This window comes from Anaerorhabdus sp., assembly GCF_036657415.1.
In the GTDB taxonomy this organism is placed as follows: domain Bacteria; phylum Bacillota_I; class Bacilli_A; order Erysipelotrichales; family Erysipelotrichaceae; genus Anaerorhabdus.
Map to the genome: position 1 here is coordinate 25404 of NZ_JAVXGL010000008.1, position 17322 is coordinate 42725.

General features: G+C 33.2%; 11 protein-coding genes. All 11 read right to left on the reverse strand.

Going from position 1 to position 17322, the window contains the following annotated elements:
* Positions 1–10: 10 nt before the first annotated feature.
* Positions 11–8998, reverse strand: a complete 8988-nt coding sequence (locus RSB60_RS02215) for a glycohydrolase toxin TNT-related protein (protein WP_332614292.1) — start codon at positions 8996–8998, stop codon at positions 11–13.
* Positions 8991–9422 carry a hypothetical protein gene (locus RSB60_RS02220; RefSeq protein ID WP_332614293.1) on the reverse strand — a complete coding sequence of 144 codons (432 nt, stop codon included), beginning with the start codon at positions 9420–9422 and terminating at the stop codon, positions 8991–8993. The genes RSB60_RS02215 and RSB60_RS02220 overlap by 8 nt, the downstream gene beginning before the upstream one ends.
* A gap of 299 nt (positions 9423–9721) precedes the next feature.
* Positions 9722–10348 (reverse strand): YitT family protein, encoded by a 627-nt coding sequence (locus tag RSB60_RS02225; protein WP_332475700.1) that lies wholly within the window; start codon positions 10346–10348, stop codon positions 9722–9724.
* 89 nt (positions 10349–10437) lie between these two features.
* Positions 10438–11073 carry a YesL family protein gene (locus RSB60_RS02230; protein ID WP_332614295.1) on the reverse strand — a complete coding sequence of 212 codons (636 nt, stop codon included), beginning with the start codon at positions 11071–11073 and terminating at the stop codon, positions 10438–10440.
* A gap of 12 nt (positions 11074–11085) precedes the next feature.
* Complete coding sequence (locus tag RSB60_RS02235; protein ID WP_332614297.1) at positions 11086–11961, reverse strand: fumarylacetoacetate hydrolase family protein; 876 nt, start codon at positions 11959–11961, stop codon at positions 11086–11088.
* Positions 11948–12877 (reverse strand): N-acetylglucosamine kinase, encoded by a 930-nt coding sequence (locus tag RSB60_RS02240; protein ID WP_332614299.1) that lies wholly within the window; start codon positions 12875–12877, stop codon positions 11948–11950. Before RSB60_RS02240 ends, RSB60_RS02235 begins: the two co-directional genes overlap by 14 nt.
* A 26-nt stretch (positions 12878–12903) precedes the next feature.
* Positions 12904–13737: a carbohydrate ABC transporter permease gene (locus tag RSB60_RS02245; protein ID WP_332614301.1), complete on the reverse strand. Its 834-nt coding sequence runs from the start codon at positions 13735–13737 to the stop codon at positions 12904–12906.
* A complete protein-coding gene (locus RSB60_RS02250; protein ID WP_323382117.1) occupies positions 13737–14654 on the reverse strand; it encodes a carbohydrate ABC transporter permease in 918 nt (305 codons plus the stop codon). The genes RSB60_RS02245 and RSB60_RS02250 overlap by 1 nt, the downstream gene beginning before the upstream one ends.
* A gap of 22 nt (positions 14655–14676) precedes the next feature.
* Positions 14677–15399: a GntR family transcriptional regulator gene (locus RSB60_RS02255; RefSeq protein ID WP_323382118.1), complete on the reverse strand. Its 723-nt coding sequence runs from the start codon at positions 15397–15399 to the stop codon at positions 14677–14679.
* A gap of 22 nt (positions 15400–15421) precedes the next feature.
* Positions 15422–16603 carry an SIS domain-containing protein gene (locus RSB60_RS02260; protein ID WP_332614304.1) on the reverse strand — a complete coding sequence of 394 codons (1182 nt, stop codon included), beginning with the start codon at positions 16601–16603 and terminating at the stop codon, positions 15422–15424.
* A gap of 9 nt (positions 16604–16612) precedes the next feature.
* The coding region (locus tag RSB60_RS02265; protein WP_332614306.1) for an NAD(P)-dependent oxidoreductase at positions 16613–17322 on the reverse strand (710 nt) is incomplete at its 5' end.

Sequence of the window (17322 nt, forward strand, 5' to 3'; positions counted from 1 at the left end):
CTCCTTATTTTTAATACCCCAAATATCCATTATCTAAGTACCATTGTATTGGTTTGGGTAATACATATTGTAATCCTCCACCCGATGATCCACCCCATGGTGCAACTGTTCCTTGCATAACTCCTGGAATAGATTTAAGAACTTTTAATTCTTGATAGACTGCAGTATTAGTGGTTGGCGGCAAGGATAATTTATCTGGTGATACTCCTGTTTGGGTAACAAAATTACTATTTTCGCTGATTTCGCCATATCTTCCAATACTAGATCCAGATTGCAAAGTTACTGCCTTTTCACTTCCTATGACCGCACCATTATTCGGCGGATAATTTATAGAACCATCTTTGTTATACCAAGATTGCGTTCCACCAGTATTTTGATTTCCATTAATCTTGTCATTAATATCACTAGCAGTTCCAAGATTCATATAACCCGTAAAGATGCCCACAATAGACATATAGCCATTTTGTAGTGCATTGTTCTGTCTTCGTGTTGCTTCTGCAGGTGTTAGTTTTCTGCCATCTAATCCAACCCCTGTAAATCCTGTAGTTCCTTGCAGGAAACTAAATGTTGCTCCCATTGCTCCTGTCCCTACTGCAAGTACACTTGTTACCAATGATGTCGTTGTTAATACTTGTCCCCATCCAGGTACCCACCATAATACATAGGCTGCATAATTAGTCATAGATGAAACAGTTGCTAAAACAACAGATGCACTTGATGACCAAAATGCTAATGATCCAAGCTGGTTATCTAAATTGCGCATCATATCCTCAGGATAAGATCCAAAGTAATTCTTCATTGCTTCATTGTATGCATTTGATCCACCGTTGTTAAATGTTCTCTTTGGTGGGCATAATTTCATAAAAGTCTTAACAGGATCAGTCGACTTATTATACTTATCTAATTCATTTTTATATGTAAAATCTCCTGGTCTTGTTATGTTATTACCAATTATTGGTGGTTTCCCCTTACCTGAACTTATTTGAGGTGGTTCACACACATTCTTTGGAGGAAGTGGACTTCCTCCACCTTGAAGTATCGCCATATTACCACCCTTATCAATGTACTTGTAAGGATTGTTGTTGAAGGCAATACTTCTGTTTTGAGTAATGATAGAATCTTTCTCTCCTAAATAGGTATCGAGTTGTAAGAATCTTCCTGTTGAAGAGTCATAGGTTCTATTTCTTAGATAGATTAGTCCTGCCGCATCTCTTCTCTCACCATTATAACCATATCCACTATTGTTATCTAGTCCATAGTCGGTATAACTCATTGACTCCTTTACAGTGCCTGTACTATTTGTAGTTGATGAAACAGTCCTGTTTCTTGATGTTTGATAGTAAATGCTTCCATCACTGATTCTCTCTTCACCATAAGAATAAGAACTTGTTTGTTGTGGATTCTTTTCTACTAAGACTTCTGTATATTCTGTTGTCACATCATTCACAAAGATAGTTGTTTGTGGTTGATACGATGTTGTACTTCCATAAGTGTTGATTTCCATCTCTTCAACTTGTTTCTTAGAAGTGAGTTTACATCCTTTATTCTTATTAATAGCACTGACTTGTTGACGCATCGCTTCAAACATGTCATCACTTTCTTTTCTACTCAGTATTCCTCTTAACTGACTCACTGTGTAGTTCGAATACAGTGTTTCTGACCAAGAATCATGAATGACCGTTGTATCATGACTCGTTTCACTTATTCGATTGCCCTGTCCATCATAGGTATAGGTGTAGACCATTTTACCTCGTTGTACTTCTACTAATCGATTAAAGCTATCATAGGTATAATTGGTTACAATACCTTTTGGATCAATGCTTGATCGTACATTCCCATTACCATCATAGTAGTATCTTGTTTCTCCATCAGTTGTAATCATCGATGTGAGTTGATTCTTGTCGTTATAACTATAAACTGTATCCCCACTTCTTGATTTTTGGATTCGATTGCCAAACACACTGTAGTTATACTCAATCTCTACTCGTTGTCCATCAATCATTTTTGAACTTGTCTTTAGTTCATTGTTTTCATCATAGCTATAGGTATTCGTATAGTTTTCTGTTGGTGTTGTAACTTCTTCTGATAAGAGATTATCTTCTGAGTCATAGACATACACAAACTTTTCAATAAGCCTTCCATTTTTAGTGGTTTCTTTCTCTATAATTCTTCCTTGAATATCATTTGTGATACTTACAATTACACCATTCCCTTGTGTTAGTTTAGAAACATTTCCATACTGATCATAGGTATATTCTGCTTCTAATTTTCCATTCCGTTCTACTCGTACAAGTTGGTTTTTGTCATTAACTGTTTTTGTGATGATGGTTCCATCTGCATAAATGATTTCTGTTTGATTGTCAAAATGATCATAGGTATATCTTGTCGTATTTCCACTTACATCTTTGACTTCGATAATTCGATTAAACTCATCATAGCTTCTTGTTTCTGTTCCAATCTTGTTGGTTGTCTTAATGAGGTTACCTTTGTCATCATAATCCTTGGTAATACGATCAGATCCAGCAGTGATCATCGTAACTTGATTTAACGCATTATACTCAGTCGTAATTGTGGTACCGTCTGGCTTTGTAATTTTGGTTTGATTTCCTTTTAGATCGAACTCATAAGTTTCTTTAAATCCATTTTCATCTTTATACTCAATTAATTGATTGGATTCATTGTAATGAGAAGTCGCAATCTTTTCATCACTGACCTTCTTTTCGATGGTATTGTTGTTGGCATCTACCTTGTAGTTCACAACTCTTCCAGATGGATCTTCTACTTTGAGTAAGTTACCTTCTCCATCGTAATCATACTTCGTCGTATTTCCTAACGTATCTTCTTTTTGGATAAGATTACCAAAATAGTCATATAAATAAGTAACTGTATTACCATCTTGATCAATTTCTTGACTCACATATCCTCTTGCATCAACAACATACGTAACTAAGACGTCATTTGAAATGGAGTGTTTAACTACTCCTTGTCGTGCGTCAACCTCATATTCATGTTCAATACCATTGATACGTTCTGTAAGAACTTGATTGTTTTCATCATAGGTATTTCTTTCAAACACAATCCCATCTTTTGTCTTCAATAGGATGTTTCCATTTGGGTCATAGTCGATTTCTGTAACGACTACCCCGTTGACAGTTTCTTTTACAACTCGATTTAAATCATCATAGTCAAAGTTTGTTGTCAGTCCATTTGCACTCGTAGTTGAAGAAATTCTTCCTAATGCGTCGTATTCATAGGTTGTCGTTTGATTGAGTGCATTTGTTGAAGTTGTTACTTGATTGAATTCATTAAATTCATTCTTCTCGATGACTATTCCATTTTCAATTCTTTCAAGTACATTGCCAAACTCATCATAAACTGTTTCGATCAAAAGACCATTCGGTTTTGTTTCTTTGATTTGTCTTCCTAAACAATCAACCTCAAATGTAGTAACATTTCCATTACCATCTGTCTTTGACACAACATTTCCTAACAGATCGTAAGCTGTAAGTTTGCTTGAACCATTAGAATCTATTTCTTTCACCACTTTATTATTTTGTCCATATTCAAAAGAATGGATTTTACCATACGGATACTTGATTTGGATGTTTTGTTGTTTACTGTTATAGACATACTCGACTAAAAATCCAAGTTGATCCACTGTTTTTGTCGTTTGATTAAATGCGTTAAACTCGCTTGTAGTTTCATATCCTAAAGCATCAATTGTTTTAACTTGGTTTCCATCTGCATCATAAATTGTTTGTGTCTTGTTACCAAGTGGATCAGTACCTGAAACTTGATTCCCATTCTTATCATAACTAAATGTTGTGGTATTACCATTTTTATCTGTCTTACTAATGATTTGTCCTTTGGCATCATAGCCAATTGTCTCTTCAAATCCTAACGCATCTTTTGTACCTATAACGCGATTGTTTTTATCATAGGTAGTTTCTGTACTTGTAGTTCCTACGGTTTCTTTGATTTTATTTCCATTTCCATCATACTCATATGATGTTGTAATTCCTTTTGATGTTGTGCTTACAACTTGATTACGATCATTGTAAACCGTTGTTGTCTCAAGTCCATCAAAGCCAACTTTCTTAATAACTTGTCCTTCCTCGTCATAGACACTTGTTTCAGTTTGTCCAAGACTATTTGTTGTCTTGAGTAGTTGGTTGTATTGATCATATTCATAACTTGTTGTTTGTCCTGCATTATTACTCACTGAATGAAGATTGCCATTTGATGTGTATGTTCTTTCTTCAATAAGTCCTGTATTATTATTTATTATTTTGGCAACTTGATTCGTTTGATTATATTCTGTTGTGTTATCACTATCCAATGTAACTTCATGTATAACATTCCCAAATCGATCAAAATCCTTATTTGATACTACTGTACCATCAATCGTAATTGTTGTATTATCTCCGTACTGATTGTATGCATAGATTGTTGAAAAGTTACGTGGCGATATCACTTCAGATGTTTGCCCTAAAGAATTATACTTCGTTGTGGTTACATATCCTTCCGCATCTTTTTCTTCGATGACACGTGAATACATATCAAAGGTCGTAATCACTTCTTGTCCTAACTCATCGATTTCTTTAATAACATTTCCTTTTACATCGTATTCTGTAACTTTAGAATTTCCTTCTGCATCAATGGTTTCAATGACACGATTTTCTTTGTCATAGATTGTTTGTGTATTATTGCCTAAAGGATCAATAACTTTTACTTGATTACCATATTGATCATATTCAACCTGTGTAGAATTACCTAACTCATCAATGGATTCAATGAGTTGTCCTACTTTGTTGTATTTACTTTCTTTCGATTTTCCATTAATGATTATTTTTGTAATTTGTCCATAATCGTCATAAAAATTCTCTGTGATGATTCCTTTAGAACTTGTGACTTTGATAAGATTTCCTTTTGTATCATAGTCATTGGTAACGACTTCACCTGTCGGATACGTTGTCTTCACAATTCGATTGGCATCATCGTAGTCAAATTTTGTTTCTTGTCCAACTTGATCGATTGTTTTTTGAACTAAACCATCTTTGTAGACTGTCTTTGTCGAATTACCAAATTTATCAATAGATTCTATCAGATTCCCTGCATCATCATAAATATTCTTCGTCTGTTGTCCACGGATATCCGTAGTTGTTACAAGACGATTTTTTTCATCATACTCATATATTTCTATGTTACCTAGCGTATCTCTAAAAGATATTTTTTGACCTTGCGCATTATAGGTTGTTGTTTCAGTTAAGCCATTTCTTGTTGCAGTTAAAAGATTTCCCATCGAATCATACGTATTCTCGGTAACTGCTCCCAGTGGATCGATATATTGTGTGATATTGTTATTTCCATCAAACACAAAACTCTCAACAGCACCATAACTATTGATCTTCTTCGTGATATTCCCTTTACTATCTACTTCATAAGTGGTAGATCGTCCTAGACTATCCTCTTCTTTTATCACATTCCCTAAATCATCATAGGTCGTTGTTATCGTTAAACCTAATTTATTCGTATACGTTTTTACTAGATTTCCTTCATACGTAAATTCTTCTTTATTTCCTCTTGCATCTGTTCTAGACACCATTCTGTTCTTATCATCATATTCAAAGGTTTCAACTTTACCATAGATATCTGTGGCACTTAATTTATTTCCAAACTGATCATAGGTACTAAACTCTTCTGTTTTATTTGGATAAATCTTATGTGTAATATTCCCATTTTCATCCGTTTCGTATTCCGTTATTGAACCATCAAAATCAACTTCTTTACTTAAGAAGCCGTAGCTATTGTATTCATAGGTTGCTTTTTCACCTTTTTCATTTGTGATTGATAATAATTCATTCTTATCTTGGCTATATTCATTGATTTGTTTTGTACCATCATCATAGGTCAACTCAGTCACGCGATTATAATCATCTACACCATAAATGACAGATCTTCCATCTGCATCCGTAACTTTTGTCTCTTTATTCCCATATTCAAAAGTCATGATTCTGTTTTCACCATCAAGTTGTGAAAGAACACGATTTTTATTATCATATGTATTTCGCCCTAATGAAAATCCATCTTCATCTATAATTTCTACAATTCGTCCTTGATCATCATATGTGTATTCTTCCGTATATCCTTCTGCATCAATAAACTTTGTCATTTGATTTTTTTGGTTATACTCATATTTTATTTTGGTATTGTTTGGTAATGTAATTTCACTGATTAAATTCTTTTTATTATATGTAAAATTAACTTCTTTCTCATCATCAATATTTAACTTTTCCATTTGGAAATAATCGTTATAAATTACTTCTGTAAAATGTCCATTGAGTTCTTCAATTTTGCTTAAGGCACCTGTTTCATCAAAGATACTTTTTTGTTTGGTATTTTCTTCTGTTAAGACAACTTGATTATGTATGATTTCAATTTCGTATGGATTATCTAAGTCTTTCTCAAAACTTGTTCCATTTTTTCTAAACTCATAGACTTTCCCATCACCAGTAAAATAAAGTAAATTATCATTCTTATCATAGAAGACAAATTGATCATAATTGCTTGAGAATCCATTTCCAAAAGCGGTACTCACAATTTCGCCTAACGAATTGTAGTATCGCTTAAACTCAATCGATTTATAATCGTTGATGCTAAAATCAGTATTCTCATGATAATAGTTACCACTTCCTGTATTGATTGGATCTCCTGCATAACAACCATATAAACATACCGGTCCTCTGTATTTATATTCTGCTGTGTATTCTGAAAACATCAAGGGTGGTAATACATCATTTTCATTGATTCGTGGAGAATCTGTTGGTACTCGGAGAAGGATTAGTTCATCTTCTTTAATTGTTTTTTCTGTCATGTTATTATCAAACAAAATTTGATCTACCGTAATTCCATAATAGGAAGACAAAGAAGCTAGTGTTTCTCCCAACTTCACTCGATGTTTCATAAATTTATCAGAGTAAACATCATTTGTATTCGCAGTTGAACCGACTTCCACTTTCATTTTAAATGTATAAAAGGTATCCTCTTTATCAAAAACATCTGCCTCTACATAATCCGTCGTATAATTGACATTTTCCACTGGAATATCTTGAACACCTGTTCTAGGGTTTGTATCATAAATTGGTTTTACATAAAATAACCTTTCTTTTGGATCCATCGGTGATGTGACGGTCGTCCCTGTAGTTAGCTTATTTCCATCCGCATCAATCTCAATGAGGTTTAATGTTATTTCACTTCTTGGTTTCGCAAGTCCATCTAGACTTACTGCATCTAGTTCCCCTGGACCTTTTGAAAAAATTCTTAGACGTGCATCCATGGTATTGATATCCATCGCTGGATCAACATCGTAAGCTAGGCGGTATGTAATTAAAATAGTTGGCCTATTTACTCCACCTTCCGTATGAAATAAATGCGAATCGAGCGATTCACTTTCTGGAGTTGCCATGAGCACTAATGTTTTATCTGTTCCTGCATACAGTTGTTGTGTATGTGTCGTTATATCAAAAGTTTTATAGCCAATACCCCATAAGCTATCTTTCGATACACCACTGACAAATTCAGCACCATTTAAACTATTATTATAATTTAAACTTGTTGAACCTGGATCAACATAGGGTCTTGAATAAACATTGATTCCCACATCACTACTTCTTGCTTCATAACGATACATTCCCAATTGTGCTGATACAACTTTCATATCTGCACCGATATTTGGCATAACAAAATGTACCACGGTACGACCAACTCCTGATAATTGAACACCATCACTTTCTGCCGCAACATGTCCTACTACTGTCCACACCCATTGCATTGGTATTCCATTCCCTGAACCATAACTGCGCACAAGCGATGTTGTGACATCAGCTGTCGCACTGCTTGTTGGTGTAATAATTGGATCGATTGCCACAGGATAAGCTCTTCCCTCTGCATTTACCCATTCTTGATCAAAAGTTGTGGACACTTCAATTTCAGTTTCAGAAATACGATTATAGCTAAGTGATACACTCTCACTTACATGTCCATCATTATCAATTAAATATGGTGTAGAAAGTGTAAATTCAGTTTCTTCGCCATTCTTCAAGAACAGTGTATTTCCTTCTTGTTGCACATCTAAATCACCAATTTCAAGGTTCTCAGTAATTGTATTTGTTTCTACTGGTTTTGTAAGTAAAATATCGGATTTAACTTTCGTTGATGATAATGAATAAAGAATATCTACACCATCATAAACATCAAAGTATTGAAGTGTATTCCCATTGATACGATAGTTACTTGTCGTGCCATTGGGTAGTTTGGTATTTAATACAAAGCCATTTTCATTTGTAAGGGATGCTATTTTTTGTTCATCACTAAAAAAATCAATCGCATAAAATCCTTGATTATTTGTTGCAAATTGTGTTGGTTCAATCAATGAATACGTTGTTGGTGGTGTTTGAAGATTCAAATCAATCTCTTCAAACTTGCCATCAATCTCTTTGTGTATTGGTTCAGAATAAACTTCTACCGTAAAATTCTTTTCATCAATTTGATATGTTTTTGTTGATTCAGTTCGTTTCTCTTCAACTTCAACAAGTCCACTGGTTTCAAAATCTCCTCTTGGTTGAACGAATTGAAAATCATGGTTTTCACTAATTTTTTCTTCTTCAATTTGAGGTGTACTTGTCGGCATAACCTCAACTTCTGGTTCAACTGGTGACACACTTTCTTCTGGCATACTTGTAGGTGTATTTGTTGGTTCTAAAGTAGGCTCTATGGTTGGTTCACTTGTTGGTTGCTCAAGTAGTGTATTATCTTCAAGTTTGTCAATTCGTGATTCTTTATTCCCAAGAGTTGGAACAATTTCTGCTGTTCCCATCGTACTTTTAAGTTGAACTTTATTTAATTCTGCTTTAACAGTGATGGCAGCCATTTGAATCTGCGATAAGAATAACGAAACGATAAAACTTATCTTTATCCATTTCAGCATTTTTTTATTCATAGTTCTTTCCTCCAGCAAGTATTTCAAATTCGTTTAAACTTTTTTCAAGAGCATCAATATTTTCAATTGAGTTTTTCTTGGATAATTCATTTAAATCATTCGCAATTTGTTGGAGAACTGCTGCAAGTTCTTTCTTGGATAAAGCTTCTTTTTGGATTGCTAAAAGTTCTATCTCTTTTGCAATATCTTTAGCATCTTCATTCCATTGTTTACTACAAAAATCTGCACGTTCGAGTAAATCATAAAGACTAATTAGTTGTATAAGTTCTGCTTTCTCTTTTTCACTTTCTTTTTCTTCTTGTTTTGAATCAATGCTTGGTTTTGTGTTTTCATCTGTACACGACTTTAACAGCAGCAAAAAAAGTATTATCACGACCATGATAATACCAATGAAGATCCCCCTCTTCAATTTCTTATTATTCATATTTACCCACCTTAGTTTCTAGAATCGATTAAAAAAGCATCTCCTCTCCCTAAGATTTTTTTAAATATTCATTACTTATTTTGGTGCCCACTAACTTCTTTTTTGTTTGCACCCAAATTTATTCAAGGATATCATCTGTTTCTAGTCAAATCAAGATGTGCTGTATTGCTCCATATAACTTTTTTAACAATTAAAAGTATTTTGTATTTATAGATACAGTAAATTAAAAAATCCTATACATACTAAAAAAGGTGATTTCTATCTAAGAAGTTCACCTTTTCCCATTTCATATTATTACTTTATGAATTTAATTTTTCTTTAATAGTACACCACATCGTTTTATAATCTACCGTTTTAATAAATTCTATTAGATTAGATGATATTAATACAGTAATCAATGAGAATACAATCTTTTGTACTGGAATATAACTTAAGCTTAGTAGTAAAACTGTTACATCCATAATTAGATAAGAAGTCGATATTTTTAATCCACTTAGTTTTCTCACAATAAGGGCTAGTGTATCATCACCCCCACAAGCTCCACCTACACGTATTACTATTCCTACACCAATTCCTACAAATGCTCCTCCGCATAGTGAAGATAGAAGTGGTGATTGAGTTATGAAAGGAAGCAGTGGTCCCCACGAAGCTACAACTGAATAAAATATCGAAAACGCCAAAGATGCCACAAGGGAATACCGAAGGAATTTTCCTCCAAAGAAGTATGCACCCAAAGCAAACAATGAGTAATCCATGATAATTGATGAAAACGAAGGATTAATTCCAAACCAATGATTCAGTAATAAAATCATTCCAAGTACTCCACCTTCAGTTATATCTGCTTGGGCATGTATATTATACAAACCAAAAGCGAGAATAAAACTACCGATTAAAACTATTACGTAATTCTTTATATTTAAACGCATATTTTTGTGCTGAATTTCATAATAAATCTACCTTGCGAGCAAGCACGCCTCCCGTCTATCTCTGTTCAAGGTGTTAGACGATTTATTACTTAGTTTTCTTTTTCTTGCATTTCTTTATTTACATACTTTCTAAATACTTTTGCTAATAAGGTCATTACAAGTAAACTTGTTGCAGAAAATCCAATCAACAAGTAAATGAAATATCCAAATTGTGCTAATATCCCATCAGTAAATAAAACAAGAAAAGGCAATACATTTACAACAAGAATAACTAGTGTTTTCACAATATTTAAACATGCAAGTATAAGTGCATTTTTAATGTACATAAATGTTGTATTGTAGAAACATGCAATAAGTGGAAATATATAAGATGTAATCATAAATAATAAAATTATTACACCAAGTATTAGTCCTAATAAAATACTATTCTGAAATACACCTAGTATTTGTATATCTGCAATTAAAATAAATATCGCCACTAAAATGAATATCCAAATTAGTGTTGCTTGTTTAAAATTTTTAATGAATGCATTCTTATAATCACTAAAAATTTTAATGTTTTCTTGTTGTACCATTTTATTTGTAACAGAGTACATTGATGTTAGTGCAGCTCCAATTGTAATTACTGGTATACAGCTAACGACAAAGAGAACATTTAATAATACTAAATCTCCTAATTTGTTTAACACTGTATATAGTTCGTTATTTTCACTGTACAATTTCATTTATACTCTCTCCTAAATAATTTTATTTTTTATAAATCCTAACTGTTCAACTTCTGACAATACAACATCTCCAGGTTTTAAAAATTTAGGTGGATCAAATCCCATACCTACTCCACTTGGTGTTCCTGTTGCTATGATTGTGCCTTTTTTTAATGTCATAAAGTTACTTAACTCTATAATGATATCATCAATTGATTTCATCATATACTTAGTTGAAGAATTTTGACGTATCTCGCCATTAACACTTGTCGTGATTTTCAAATCATCTATGTTGATACATTCATCTCTTGATAGAACATATGGTCCCATTGCAAAACATCCATCTAAGCTTTTTCCTAAATACCATTGCTGATGAGCAACTTGTAAATCTCTTGCACTATAATCATTTATGACTGCATAACCAAATATTTTTTCTTTAACATTTTCTTTAGTACAATTTCTACAATCTTCTTTTAGGATAATTGCGACTTCTGTTTCATAATCAAATTTATTTGTTACATCATTATGGCATGATAGCTCACTCAAATAAGATGATGTTTGATTAACTCTTTTTGAAAAATATACAGTTGCTTCTGGTTTTAAAACAAAGCTATTTTCTTCATATTGATTCGCCTCAATACAGTGTTCATGATAGTTTAGTCCAACGCAAATTACATCTTGGAAGGGGATATTAATTGGAGCTACAAGTATACCACTTTCACAATTGATAAGCTCACCCTTATATGAAGAAATAGCATCACATAGTTGTTTAAATTCATTCGCACTTAATGTGAGAATGTCATTGATATCTTTAAAATTAAATCCTAATGTTCTTAAAGATAGAATTTGTTTGTCTTTTAAAATACCAACTGATTGTTGGTTATCTTTAATAAAGCTAATCCATTTCATAGAATTTTTCTTTCGCTAATAGAAACGCTCCCATTACAGGTGTTGTTGATGGTTTTACAAGTTGACCACCAAGCTTTGATACTTTTTCCTCTAAATTAGGTAACACAAATTCTTTCGCATGAAATAATCCACCAGAATAAGACCAATTAAATTTTTTACCAGTCAATTCTAATTGTTCGACAACACCTTTTATAATTAAGAATAATTCATTACTTGCTTCATCATAAAGAGCGATTGCATTCTTATCTCCTTGTTTTGCTGCATCATATAAAAGTCGTTGTACTTGTGCAACTTTATCTCTAAATGGAATAATGTCATTTTCACTAATGTCGATAAATTCAAATTCGTTCTTAATACCATAATGATTCATCACAACATCATAGAGAGGTCCTTTTTCAAGACGCCCATCTGCTTCTTTTCCAAAATATTCCATTGTTCGTCTACCTAGCCAATAACATGATCCTTCATCAGAAAAGAATGTAGACCATCCACCACTTCTCGCAGTTTTCTTATCATGATTTCTTCCAAATGCGATTGACCCTGTGCCTGCTACGATATTCACGCCATCTGCTAAGTTCAAAGAACCTGCCCAGCCAACTTCTACATCATTCACAACCTTGTAATTAATGTCATGAAAGATTGTTTTCATTTTTTGATCTATTTCATTATCTTCTTTTTCTGATTCGCCATAACATGGTAAACCAATGACCACACCTGAACAATCTTTAATTTCAAGTTTGCATTCTTTTAAACAAAGTTCAACTGTGTTTCGAATATTACCTAATACTGTATCAATACTACTTTCACGATAACTTGATCCTTCTCCTTGTGTTTGGAAAAGGATCTCATTATTTTCATTCGCTACAACATAAGCAGTTTTTGTTCCACCGCCATCGACACCTATAAAAGTTTTCATTTACTAGAACCTCACAATTTGCATAATTAACCTTTAATACCACCAATTGTTAAGCCTTCAATAAAGTTCTTTTGGACTAATGCAAACACAATCATCAATGGAACAACCATCATTGTTGACGCTGCCATGATTAAGTCTGTTTGCGTTCCACGAGAACTATACAATGCCGCAATACCAACTGGTAATGTAAATAATTTATTACTATTCACGGAAATTAATGGCCATAGGAATGAATTATATACAGCCATAAATACGTAGATAAATAGTGCTGATACCATTGGTTTCGCCATTGGCAAAACAATCGTAAAGAATCGTCTAAAATGTCCACAGCCATCGACCTCAGCTGCTTCTAAATAATCATTTGGATAATCAATAAAGAATTGTCTCATCAAGAAAATTCCAAAGATATTTATAAAGTATGGCACTGTTAATACAAAGTAACTATTTGTTAATTTCAAGCTTGCCATTAGCTTATAAAGAGGAATCATTAATGTATCATAAGGAATCATTACAAAGGCTAAAATAACTAAGAAGATAATATTTCTACCCTTGAACTTATACTTTGCAAACACAAATCCAATGATGCAACTTGAGAATACTGCCACAACCGTACTCAACAATGTAACACCTAAACTATTCGCATAGTATTGAATAAATGGAATACCTTCTAAAACACGAGTAAAGTTTGTTGTTACAAAATTATGTGGATACATTGTTGGTGGCATTTGCATTAATTCTGCTTGCCCTTTAAATGAAGACACAACCATCCAATACAATGGTAATATCATGATTAGTGAACCAACTAATAGAAGCAATAATGTTAAGTAATAACCTAGATCCTTTTTCTTTTTCTTATTCATTATGCTTCCTCCTTAATTTGCTTAACTTTTTTCTCTCTTGTTAAAATCCATTGAACTAAACTGAAGCTCATAATGATTAACATCAAGATAATTGACATCGCAGAAGCATACCCAATTTTACTTTCCTTGATACCTTTATTTAAGATATGGAATAACATAACGACAGTACTTGTTCCAGGTCGTCCATCTGTTAAGATTTTTACTGGAGTAAAGAACATGAATGCTGTTGTTGTACACATGATACAAACAAACAGAATATTATTTTTAATTAACGGTAATGTAATCTTGAAGAATTTTCTAAATTTGCTAGCACCATCCATATCTGCTGCTTCATAATATGATTTATCAATACCACGCATTGCCGCAAGTAATACAACAGCATAGTATCCAAAGATTGCCCATATTTGAATAATACATAAGGCAATTAATGCTTGATCTGGTGATCCTAAGAATGGTTGTGGTTGTATTCCAAATATTTCTAATATTGCATTGAATAAACCATAGTTTTTATGATATAACCACGACCACACTAAACTGATTGCCACAGTTGAGATAATTGATGGTAAGAAATACACAAAGGTAAAGTATTGTCTTAAGCGATCACTTAGTGCATTTAATCCAGCTGCTAATGCAATTGATAAAACAACGGTTGTTGGCATGATGACTAACGCTGCAACAACTGTATTTTTCATTGCAATCAAGAATGTTGGATCCTTAAATGCATTCATATACTGTTGTAATCCCACAAATTTAAAATCTGAATAAGCCATGTGTGCATCAGTAAAGCTATATGCAATTACTGAAATAAATGGTATGACGAAAAACATCAAAAACCATATAAATGTTGGTATGAGTACTAAGGCTAAAAATATTGTACTCCCCTTTTTACGTTTCGATTTTTTTATGATTGAAGACATATTATCTCCCTCTCTTTATTATTTAAAATAAATCGACTGTGTACGTAAACATATCCCCTCTAATTATACTGCTACAATATTCGACCATATCAGTTCCTTGATATGTTCTTCTTGTAAGTTTAATCCCTGCTTCACTAAAATCAGAGTTAAGATAGTATGCTTCTTCTTTACGCAAATTCACAGCACTAAATTTTTCTGTTGCGTGTTCTAACTTAACACCAAACGCTTGTAATGAATTATATAATCCATTTCTATCCACCAATTCTTTTGTAAGTTCTGGTGTAAATTTAACTGGTATATATGATACCTCAATTGCATAAGGTTTATCATCTAATAGTCGCAAACGTTTAATCGCAAATACTTCTTCATTCGCTGAAATATTCATGATTCTTTGAATACGACTGTCAGCTTCCATTATTTTGAATTCAAGCATTTCTGCTTTTTCTTCAAGACCTTGTTTGGTTAACTCTTTACTGAATGAATAAAATTTTTCTAAACTTTGATTAATTTGATTTCTCTTTATGAATGTACCTTTTCCTTGTTTTTTTACAAGTAAGTTTTCTTCTTGCAAATCATCAATTGCTTTTCGTGCAGTGATTCGACTAACATTAAACATTTCACAGAGTTCTTTCTCTGTTGGTATTTTTTGTCCTTCTGCCCATTCACCAGTTTCAATTTTTTCACGAATCTTACTTTTCAGTTGATTATACAATGCTAAACCTGTTTCTTTACGAGTCATATCCATCCATTTACACCCCTTTGATAAACTACGTTATATTATAGATTATAATACCTTTCACAACTCTATTCACGTCCCCTTTAGGACATGGGTTATCTGTAGTATACCCTAATTGTATCGACTTGAACATCGATAGCATCTGCGCAAACAATAATCCATAAATGTAGGCGTCCATTTGAGAATTCTCAGGGCAAATTGTTTTCTTTGGATATTCAACATAGTAATCAGAGTTGTTTATAAGTTCTTTAATTCCTTCTTCACCAACAGTGACTGTCATGTTTTTACCTTTTTCAGAATTAATTTCGTTATTTAAATCTACGTCGTACTTTTTAGTATACGGTCTATTTGTAATAAAGTGAACTGTTACTGTTTCATCATTAATCACTGTCTTAGGACCATGTCTAAATGCAGCGGATCCATCATAACTAGCATGTGTGTAACCATCGGATAATTCCATTGATTTAACTGCACTTTCTCTAGCTAATCCTTGTAATGCACCTGAACCTAACCATACTAATCTGCGATATGAATTTTCAGCGAAAACTTCAGCTTTCAGTGCAAATTCATTCAATTTAGTTTCAACTTCATTCGCTAGGTTTGTCACAATATCTGTATACTTATTTAATTCTTTGTAGTGGAATACCATCCATGTTGCTAATGCCATTGAACTTACACTACTTGTCATCGCAAATCCTTGATCACATGTTTCTTTAGGTAATGCAACTACCATTGTTTTTTCAAGTTCTCTACCAAGTTTTGCAAGTGAGCTTGTACCATCACAAACAAATATTAAATTATATAAATTCTTAATTCGTTTACGAGCAAACTGTACTGCTGCTACACTTTCAGGACTTTCTCCAGAACGTGCATAGGATACAAGAAGTGTTGGTTTATCAAATAGAATCGCATCTGGCGATGAAATAATATCCGTTGTATGGAGTGTCTTCGCTTCAATACCACATTCTTCGCCTAGAATGTATTGCATTACCTCTCCTACAAATGCGCTTGATCCAGCACCTGTAAATACAACTTTTAAATTTTTCACTGCCAATACTTCATCCATGAATGAGTTTACATTTTCTTTATTTTCTAAGAGTTGTTCGGCAACTCTTTTCCACATTTCTGGTTGTTGATTTATTTCTGTTGCAGTGTGTAATGCTTTGTGTTCATTGAAGTATGATTCACTTTTATTTAAAATTCTTTTTTCCATTTATTTTCTCTAAAACAGTTCTGTTTCTGTCTTTCCATCTTTTTGTAAAATCACTGCATGTTCTGCTGACTTAACTGCAACGTTACGAATTTCACGATCTGCAAGTCCGCCCATATGTGGTGTTAAGATTACATTATCTAAATCGAATAATTCTGATTCATATAATGGTTCTTTTTCAAAAGCATCTAGTGCTGCTCCCGCAATCACATTATTTTTTAGTGCTTCAATTAGATCATCTGTATTGATTACTCCTCCACGAGATGCATTAACGATAATTGCACTATCTTTCATCATGGCAATTGTATCTTTACAAATTAAGTGATGTGTTGAAGGAAGTAAAGGACAGTTTGGCACAATGATATCTGCTTCTTTAAATAGTTGTTCATTCTCTACATAAGTTACGTTATATTTTTCCGCAACCTCTTGATTCTTAGCTGGATCTGAAGCAATTACATTCATTTCAAATCCACTTGCACGTCGTGCAACAGCTTGCCCGATTGCACCAAATCCAATGATTCCTAGTGTTTTCTTTGATACTGCTCTACCTCGTGCAACACCTTCAACCCATTTACCGGCACGAATATTTTTATCACCTATGACAATGTTACGCATCAAGGAAATAATTAATCCCCATACCAAATCTGCTACTGCATCGAAATTTTGTCTTGGAACATTGCATACAATAACACCTGCTTCTTCGAATGCTTTTAAATCAAGAT

Bases quoted from the DNA above. Each gene is read 5' to 3' on its own strand.
- RSB60_RS02225 (WP_332475700.1), bottom strand. From the start codon at position 10,348: ATGCGTTTAAATATAAAGAATTACGTAATAGTTTTAATCGGTAGTTTT.
- RSB60_RS02260 (WP_332614304.1), bottom strand. From the start codon at position 16,603: ATGGAAAAAAGAATTTTAAATAAAAGTGAATCATACTTCAATGAACAC.
- RSB60_RS02215 (WP_332614292.1), bottom strand. From the start codon at position 8,998: ATGAATAAAAAAATGCTGAAATGGATAAAGATAAGTTTTATCGTTTCG.
- RSB60_RS02245 (WP_332614301.1), bottom strand. From the start codon at position 13,737: ATGAATAAGAAAAAGAAAAAGGATCTAGGTTATTACTTAACATTATTG.
- RSB60_RS02255 (WP_323382118.1), bottom strand. From the start codon at position 15,399: ATGGATATGACTCGTAAAGAAACAGGTTTAGCATTGTATAATCAACTG.
- RSB60_RS02220 (WP_332614293.1), bottom strand. From the start codon at position 9,422: ATGAATAATAAGAAATTGAAGAGGGGGATCTTCATTGGTATTATCATG.
- RSB60_RS02250 (WP_323382117.1), bottom strand. From the start codon at position 14,654: ATGTCTTCAATCATAAAAAAATCGAAACGTAAAAAGGGGAGTACAATA.
- RSB60_RS02235 (WP_332614297.1), bottom strand. From the start codon at position 11,961: ATGAAATGGATTAGCTTTATTAAAGATAACCAACAATCAGTTGGTATT.
- RSB60_RS02230 (WP_332614295.1), bottom strand. From the start codon at position 11,073: ATGAAATTGTACAGTGAAAATAACGAACTATATACAGTGTTAAACAAA.
- RSB60_RS02240 (WP_332614299.1), bottom strand. From the start codon at position 12,877: ATGAAAACTTTTATAGGTGTCGATGGCGGTGGAACAAAAACTGCTTAT.